Genomic DNA, 7,200 nt, shown 5'->3' on the forward strand with positions numbered 1-7,200 from the left:
CATGGCTACGCAAAAATACGACTACATCATCATTGGCGCAGGCTCGGCAGGTTGTGTGTTGGCCAACCGCCTGAGCGAAGATCCGGCCACCTCGGTGCTGGTCCTGGAATTCGGCGGCAGCGACAAGAGTGTAGTGATCCAGATGCCCAGTGCCTTCTCGATCCCGATGAACACCAAAAAGTACAACTGGCGCTACGAGACCGAGCCGGAGACTTACCTCAACGGCCGGCGCATTCACTGCCCTCGGGGCAAGGTGCTGGGCGGCTCGTCGTCGATCAACGGCCTGGTGTACATCCGTGGCCACGCGCTGGACTTTGACGAGTGGGAATCCCTGGGTGCCGAAGGCTGGGGCTATCGCAACTGCCTGCCGTACTTCAAGCGTGCCGAGAGCTACGAGTCGGGTGGCGACAGCTACCGCGGGCAGACCGGGCCGCTGCACACCACCAACGGCAACCACATGAAAAACCCGTTGTACGGTGCCTGGGTCGAAGCCGGCGCGGAGGCGGGCTACATCAAGACCGAAGACTGCAACGGCTACATGCAGGAAGGTTTCGGTGCCATGCACATGACTGTGAAGAACGGCGTGCGCTGCTCCACTGCCAACGCCTATCTGCGCCCGGCCATGGGCCGTCCGAACCTGACGGTGATCACCCATGCGATGACGCGGCAGGTCATCCTCGAAGGCAAACGTGCGGTCGGGGTCATGTATGACCACGGCGGTCAGACCCACCAGGTGTATTGCAACCGCGAAGTGCTCATTTCGTCCGGGCCGATCGGCTCGCCGCACCTGCTGCAGCGTTCGGGCATCGGCCCGGCGCAAGTCCTGCGCAAGGCTGGGATCGGCGTGCGCCATGACTTGCCGGGAGTCGGGGAGAACCTGCAGGATCATGCCGAGGTGTACATCCAGTTCGGCTGCAAGGAACCGGTGACCCTCAACAGCAAGATGGACCCGCTGAGCAAACTGATGATCGGTTTGCGCTGGCTGTTGTTCAAGGACGGCCTGGGCGCCACCAACCACTTCGAAGCCGGTGGTTTCATCCGCTCCGAGAAGGGCCTGCGCTGGCCGGACATCCAGTTTCACTTTCTGCCGGCAGCGATGCGCTACGACGGCAACAAGCCGATCAAGGGCCACGGCTTCATGGTGCTCACCGGGCCGAACAAACCGAAAAGCCGTGGCTACGTGCGCGTGCGCTCGGCCGACCCGTACGAGCATCCGGAAATCCGTTTCAACTACCTGGAGCGGGAAGAGGACCGTGAAGGCTTCCGCCGCTGCATCCGCCTGACCCGCGAAATCATCGGTCAGAAAGCCATGGACCGTTTCCGCGACGGCGAAATCGCCCCGGGCGCGCAGGTCACCAGCGACGAAGACCTCGACGCCTTCGTGCGCGATAATCTGGAAAGCACCTACCATCCCTGCGGTTCGTGCCGCATGGGCGAGGACGACATGGCGGTGGTCGATTCCCAATTGCGCGTACGTGGCATCGCCGGTCTGCGGGTAATCGATTCGTCGGTGTTCCCGACCGAGCCGAACGGCAACCTCAATGCACCGACCATCATGCTCGCCGAGCGCGCCGCCGATCTGGTGCGTGGCGTGCAGATGCTGCCGGCGTCGGATGTGCCGGTGGGGCTGGTCGAGGGCTGGGAGCACAGCCAGCGTACTTCGTTGCCGGGGCGTAACGTGCGGGTTTGACGGCGACTGGCAATCTAATGCGGGGATCTGGATCTAATGTGGGAGCGAGCCTGCTCGCGAATGCGATCTTCCCATCAACATATTTGTTGAATGTGAAGCCGCCTTCGCGAGCAGGCTCGCTCTCACAGGGGCCGCGGTGTTTTCAGAAAATTTTACCTCGCAGGTCCAATGCCATTGCTAGTCTGTAACTCCTTGAGACCGCAATGGAGCACCCTCATGGCTATTCAGGCCCTGCGCGCCGACGCATCGCATATCGACCAGGTCGCCCCTTTGTTTGACGCCTACCGGATGTTCTACGAGCAGCCGTCGAACCTGGCACAATCGCGCGCCTTCATCGCCGAGCGTATTGCCCGGGACGAATCGGTGATCTTTCTTGCCCGGGACAGCAACGGCGAAAACCTCGGCTTCGTCCAGCTCTTTCCGACTTTTTCTTCCATCGACGCCCACCGCACCTGGCTGCTCGGTGACCTGTTCACTACGCCAGCCGCCCGGGGCAAAGGCGTCGGCACGCTGCTGATGAACACCGCCCGGGATTTTGCCAGGCTGGCCGGCGGCAAAGGCATGACCCTGGAAACCGCCACCGACAACTTCACCGCCCAGCGCTTGTACGAATCCCTGGGCTGGGTGCGCGACCCCGGTTACTACACCTATTGTCTGGATCTGAAAAAAGACTGAATCAGCGATCCTGTTCGCCAAATACCGGCCGCATGAATGAACGCTCGTAGCTGAGGATGAATTTCCTCTCTTCGGCGTATTTGAACGCCGCGAGGCACTCCGGATCGTTCATTGACTGCTGCCGGTAATGCTCATACGCCGCCAGGCTCGGGAAGGTAAACAAGGCCATGGCGATGTTGTTGGCGCCTTCCGACGGCAAAAAGTAGCCATGGTGCTGGCCGCCGAACTTTTCCACCAGGGGAATCCACAATTTGCCGTAGTGCTCGAAGGCATCGAGCTGGTAGGGATCGAGCACGTATTTCAGGTAGCAAGTGACCATTTTTCTCTCCTTGATTGTGGCGCTCAGGACTGTCGTCACTCTAACTGTACCGCCGGTGCGCGGCACAGCAGCGAACGCGACATTGACCGGTGAATATTCGCCGGATGCCTTGGGTGGACAGTTTTTATCACGGGATTAATGTCAATAAGCCATCATTCTCGTTAGAATGCCCACCGTCCGAGAGATGGATCCCGGGCGTTTTCCAATGGAGTTTTCAGTGAAATACCTCAGTAAAGTGGCCGCGGTAACCCTGTTCGGTCTGGTGCTTGCCGGTTGCAACAGTGCCCCGATGAATACCCAGCATTACGACAGCAGTCAGTACACCGTCCTGGGCCATAGCGAAGCGAGCGCCACTGGCCTGTTGCTGTTCGGCGTTATTCCGATCCGTCAGAACAGCCGTTTCGTACGTGCGCAGGACGAGGCGATCAAGGCCAGGGGCGGTGACGCCATGATCAATACTCAAGTGCAGGAACGCTGGTTCTGGGCGTGGGTCCTGACCGGTTACACCACCAAAATCTCCGGCGATGTGGTCAAGCTGAAGAACGTTCAATAAGCACACGAACCTGCCCTTTGTGGCAGGGGAGCAAGCTCCCTTGCCACAAAGGGCTTGTCGCTGGTTGACGCCGGCGGCCCCGCACTATCGGTTCAGTCAATAGTCACCATCAAGAATCGCAAGTTCTGTTTTTTGTGCAAAGGCGGAAAATCGCCTGCATTGAATACGCTGCTCAAGGAACCTGCGCGATGAAAATGTTGACCCGACTGGCTGTGATTGCCCTGTTGCTGGGCAGTGTTGCATCCACCGCATCGGCCTATGCCGAGGACGCGAGCGCCTGCCATCTGTCGCCCATCACCGGGAGCCAGGGCGGGTTGCAATACGGGCAGACGGTCGGGGTGCTCTACAGCGAAAACACCCTGGAAAATCTGCAATACCTTGAGCAATACCACTCGGTCGCGGTGAACGGCGCGAAGAACGCACTGGATGCGCGGATTCGCCAGGCGTTCGTCAACAGCTCCGATCCGGACCTGGCCATCGACTGGCTGATGAGTTCGCTGCACCACACCTTTCTGTCAGTGACGGTCTACGACAACCTCGATGCCCTGGTGCAGGCCCACCCGGATGTGGTGGTGATGCTCGATACCCACAATCAGTTGCTGACCCAGCGTAACGACCGGGTCGAGGCGCGTTTCGCCGCGCGGTTCTACGATGCGAGCCTGCAATACATCGGCAAGGCCGAAGGCTCGGTGGAAAAACAACTGCCGTCGGTGTGGGTGCACGACAAGGCCGCGTCCGAGATTGCCGCGCAAATCGAACAGCAACGCGACCTGCAACTGACTGCATTGAAACAGTTCGATGCGTCGTTGAAGGCGCTGGTAAACGCCAGATTAACCGCAACAACAAATTAATCAGCCCGGCGTTCATTGAGCGGCGGGCAACCCGATCCACCGTGGATTTCTATTCAGGACCTGATACATGCGCACTGTTTTTGCCCCGAGCCTGTTATTCGCCCCGTTGCTGCTGGCCGGTTGTGCCACACCGAACGATCCGACGCTGACCTTGCAGACCACCAAGTCGCCGGAGGAATACACCCATTGCGTGGTGCCGAAGTTGCAGCACGATGCGCTGGCGCCCACGGTGTCGCAGACCCAGCGCAGCTACCGGATCGTCGTTTCCAGCAAAGTGGCGGCGGACAACGTGCTCGAAACCTATAAGGCCTCCAATGGCGGCAAGGTGTTCCTGTACGAGCGCAAGCTGCTGGCGTCGGCGTTCATGCCGTCCACGTTCGAGCGTGCGGCGCAGGAATGCCTGTAAGCGCAATTTCAGGCAAAAAAAAGCCGCCGGGAGAGGCAGCGCAAAGATAAAGCACGCATTGGATGGCCTGAGTATGGCGCCCGGTACATGACGATTCGATGACGGCTTGATGGCCTTTCATCGGGTAACCCTGTTCATCGTCAGGCAGGGCACCACTGGCGCACGCGCTGCGGCAATTCGATCGCGGGCAGCTCGACTTCTTCATAAGGCATCTGGCTGAGCAGGTGATGAATGCAGTTGAGTCGGGTCTTCTTCTTGTTGTCGACCTGCACCACCCAGCCCTGCAATTTCACCAGTTCGCCCTGCAGGTGAAACAGTTCGGCGAAGTAACGGCGCCGGGCTTCTTTCTCGCTGCCATCCTCGATGTGTTCATCGAACAGCGCATCCAGGTTGTGTCCGTCTTCCGATAATTCCAGTTCCAGCTCTTCGTCACTGATATCGAGCAACTCGCGGTGGATACGCTGGATCAAGGTGTCCTGATTGGAAAGCATGGTGAGACACTCGCGTCATGGGTGACACAGTCGACGTTAGTCACAGTTTGTTATGAAGTGGTGATGCCCGGTGGTGTCATCCTGGTGTCATCGAAGCAATGGCAAGATCCTCGCAATCCGTCTTGAGTGCCCGGCGAGCGCCAGCCTGCCGGCAGATGAGTGTGCAAGGAACCCCGTATGAAAGACGCCCCGCTGTTTGCCGCCATCGATCTGGGCTCCAATGCGTTTCGCATGATGATTGGCCAGTCGGTGAGACGGAACCAGCAGATGGTCATCCAGGAAGTGAAGACCCTGCGCGAACCGGTGCGTCTGGCCGAAGGCCTGCAGGGAGGGGCACTCGATGAGTTGGCGCTGGACCGGGGCTGGCAGGCGCTGGCGCGATTCGGCAAGAAGCTGCGCGGTTTCGAGGCCGGGCGCGTGCGGGCGGTGGCCACCAGTGCCGTGCGCGAAGCGGACAACGCGCCGCTGTTCCTGGCCAGTGCCGAGCGCCACCTGGGGTTTCGCATCGACGTCATTTCCGGTCACGAAGAGGCGCAACTGGTCTACGCCGGCGTGGCCCACACCTTGCCGGCGCAAAACATGCGGCTGGTGGTGGATATCGGCGGCGGCTCCACGGAAATGATCATCGGCCGTGGTGACCGGTTGCTGGTCACCGAGAGCATTGCCATCGGCAGCGGAACCTTCGGTGCGCATTACTTCCACGGCGGGCGGATCATCGCCGAAGCGCTGCTGGAGGCCGAACGCGCGGCCACGGTGCAGTTCGAGCGCATTGCCCGCCGTTACCGCGCCATGGGCTGGCAGCAGGCGATCGGCTCTTCAGGGACGGCGCGGATGCTGGCCAAGGTGCTCAAGGCCAATGGCCTCAATGACGACGGTCAAAGCGGCATCACCTACGGCGGCCTGTTGCGCCTGTCGTTGCGCCTGCTGGAAGTCAAACATGTGAAACACCTCAAGTTGGCGGGGCTGCCCACCCATCGCCTGAGCATCTTGCCCGGCGGTCTGGTGGTGATGCTGGCGGCGTTCAAGGTGTTCGGCATCACGCATATGATTGCGTCTGAACCGGGTTTGCGGTTCGGCGTGTTGCATGGATTGATGAGCAAACACTAAAGACTTGCCAGCCGAGGTAAACCCATGACCGACCCCCGTCGAGTGCTGTTCGTCTGCGCCAGAAACGATGTCCGCTCACCCATGGCCGAAGCTTTGCTTCGCCACACCGACCCTGGCGACTTCCAGGCCTTCAGCGCCGGGCTTGAGGCCACCGTGATCGACCCGCGCACCTTCGAATCCCTCGAGCACATCAATGTCGATGCCAGCGGCCTGCGCAGCAAGTCCCTCGAGGATTTCGAAGGTCAGGCGTTCGACTACCTCATCACCCTGTGCGACAAATCCTCCGAAGAGGCCTCGCGCATGCCGTTTAGCGGTGAGGTGATCGTCTGGAGTTTCGAAGATCCGACCACCAGCGAAAGGCATGACCCGTTCCGCCATACCCTTCAGGAAATCGGCGATCGCATCAAAATGTTCGTCACGGTGAAAACCCGGCACGTGACCCAGACGCCGTCTGTCAGCGATTGCTGACAAGCCTCGAACACCGTCTACCCTCATCGGTCACAACCCTCATGAAGAAGGTGGAGGCGGGTATGCAAACGGACAAGGTTGACTCAAACCAAGCCTCGGCGCTGATCGACGAGCGAATCCGCGAGCTGGCTGACTGGCGCGGCGAAACCCTGGCCCACATCCGCCAGATCATCTGCCAGGCCGACCCGCAAGTGATTGAAGAGTGGAAGTGGCGGGGTGTGCCGGTGTGGTCCCGTGCCGGCATCATTTGCACTGGCGAGACCTACAGGCAAGTGGTGAAAATGACCTTCGCCAAGGGCGCTTCGCTGGACGATCCGTCGAAGCTGTTCAACGCCAGCCTTGAAGGCAATACCCGGCGTGCGATTGATATCCGCGAGGGTGAGATGATCGATGAAAAGGCGCTGAAGGCGTTGATCCGGGCGGCAATCGAGCTCAATACATCCCGCACCAAAAAATAAGGTTCATCACGGATTACCGGGGAAGATTGGCGTTGGCGTTGGCGTTGGCGTTGGCGTTGGTTTTGTGAGTTGTGAGTTGTGAGTTGTGAGTTGTGAGCTTATCCATTTGCCGAGGTGACGCTGAATCACCTTTGCGCCCTTACGGCGCCTTACTTTTTTCAGTCGAAAAAAAAGTAAGCAAA

At 59.7% G+C, this 7,200-nt stretch carries 9 protein-coding genes and 1 pseudogene; 8 read left to right on the forward strand and 2 right to left on the reverse strand.

Annotated elements, in window-relative coordinates:
• Position 1 precedes the first annotated feature (1 nt).
• Both betA and CAF65_RS23225 read left to right on the forward strand, forming a co-directional pair.
• Positions 2 to 1,690, forward strand: a complete 1,689-nt coding sequence (betA, locus tag CAF65_RS23220; protein WP_085718365.1) for a choline dehydrogenase — start codon at positions 2 to 4, stop codon at positions 1,688 to 1,690.
• 216 nt (positions 1,691 to 1,906) lie between these two features.
• Positions 1,907 to 2,365: a GNAT family N-acetyltransferase gene (locus CAF65_RS23225; RefSeq protein WP_085718366.1), complete on the forward strand. Its 459-nt coding sequence runs from the start codon at positions 1,907 to 1,909 to the stop codon at positions 2,363 to 2,365.
• Position 2,366: 1 nt separating this feature from the next.
• Here CAF65_RS23225 and CAF65_RS23230 read toward each other — a convergent pair whose 3' ends face one another.
• Positions 2,367 to 2,684: an NIPSNAP family protein gene (locus CAF65_RS23230; protein ID WP_085718367.1), complete on the reverse strand. Its 318-nt coding sequence runs from the start codon at positions 2,682 to 2,684 to the stop codon at positions 2,367 to 2,369.
• A 217-nt stretch (positions 2,685 to 2,901) separates the two neighbouring features.
• On the opposite strand from CAF65_RS23230, the gene CAF65_RS23235 reads away from it, so the two are divergent.
• From CAF65_RS23235 to CAF65_RS23245, 3 genes are all read left to right on the forward strand, one after another.
• Complete coding sequence (locus CAF65_RS23235; RefSeq protein WP_085718368.1) at positions 2,902 to 3,237, forward strand: hypothetical protein; 336 nt, start codon at positions 2,902 to 2,904, stop codon at positions 3,235 to 3,237.
• Between the two features lie 188 nt (positions 3,238 to 3,425).
• Positions 3,426 to 4,088, forward strand: a complete 663-nt coding sequence (locus tag CAF65_RS23240) for an ATPase (RefSeq protein ID WP_085718369.1) — start codon at positions 3,426 to 3,428, stop codon at positions 4,086 to 4,088.
• Between the two features lie 67 nt (positions 4,089 to 4,155).
• Positions 4,156 to 4,494 (forward strand): hypothetical protein, encoded by a 339-nt coding sequence (locus tag CAF65_RS23245; protein ID WP_085718370.1) that lies wholly within the window; start codon positions 4,156 to 4,158, stop codon positions 4,492 to 4,494.
• 254 nt (positions 4,495 to 4,748) lie between these two features.
• Here the strand turns inward: CAF65_RS23245 and CAF65_RS23250 are convergent.
• Positions 4,749 to 4,985, reverse strand: a pseudogene (locus CAF65_RS23250) (polyphosphate kinase 2); the annotation flags it as partial.
• A 177-nt stretch (positions 4,986 to 5,162) separates the two neighbouring features.
• Here CAF65_RS23250 and CAF65_RS23255 point away from each other — a divergent pair.
• The 3 genes from CAF65_RS23255 to CAF65_RS23265 all read left to right on the forward strand — a co-directional run bounded on the left by CAF65_RS23255 (position 5,163) and on the right by CAF65_RS23265 (position 7,018).
• Positions 5,163 to 6,092 (forward strand): Ppx/GppA family phosphatase, encoded by a 930-nt coding sequence (locus CAF65_RS23255; protein WP_085718371.1) that lies wholly within the window; start codon positions 5,163 to 5,165, stop codon positions 6,090 to 6,092.
• Between the two features lie 24 nt (positions 6,093 to 6,116).
• Complete coding sequence (locus CAF65_RS23260; protein ID WP_085718372.1) at positions 6,117 to 6,560, forward strand: arsenate reductase ArsC; 444 nt, start codon at positions 6,117 to 6,119, stop codon at positions 6,558 to 6,560.
• 62 nt (positions 6,561 to 6,622) lie between these two features.
• Positions 6,623 to 7,018, forward strand: a complete 396-nt coding sequence (locus tag CAF65_RS23265) for a DUF1801 domain-containing protein (protein WP_085718373.1) — start codon at positions 6,623 to 6,625, stop codon at positions 7,016 to 7,018.
• The last annotated feature ends 182 nt before the right edge of the window (positions 7,019 to 7,200 follow it).

The sequence above is a fragment of the Pseudomonas sp. B28(2017) genome, from assembly GCF_002113025.1.
GTDB lineage: Bacteria > Pseudomonadota > Gammaproteobacteria > Pseudomonadales > Pseudomonadaceae > Aquipseudomonas.

Coding starts and splice junctions, on each gene's coding strand:
- betA (WP_085718365.1), top strand. CDS start 2: ATGGCTACGCAAAAATACGACTACATCATCATTGGCGCAGGCTCGGCA.
- CAF65_RS23225 (WP_085718366.1), top strand. CDS start 1,907: ATGGCTATTCAGGCCCTGCGCGCCGACGCATCGCATATCGACCAGGTC.
- CAF65_RS23230 (WP_085718367.1), bottom strand. CDS start 2,684: ATGGTCACTTGCTACCTGAAATACGTGCTCGATCCCTACCAGCTCGAT.
- CAF65_RS23240 (WP_085718369.1), top strand. CDS start 3,426: ATGAAAATGTTGACCCGACTGGCTGTGATTGCCCTGTTGCTGGGCAGT.
- CAF65_RS23245 (WP_085718370.1), top strand. CDS start 4,156: ATGCGCACTGTTTTTGCCCCGAGCCTGTTATTCGCCCCGTTGCTGCTG.
- CAF65_RS23255 (WP_085718371.1), top strand. CDS start 5,163: ATGAAAGACGCCCCGCTGTTTGCCGCCATCGATCTGGGCTCCAATGCG.
- CAF65_RS23260 (WP_085718372.1), top strand. CDS start 6,117: ATGACCGACCCCCGTCGAGTGCTGTTCGTCTGCGCCAGAAACGATGTC.
- CAF65_RS23265 (WP_085718373.1), top strand. CDS start 6,623: ATGCAAACGGACAAGGTTGACTCAAACCAAGCCTCGGCGCTGATCGAC.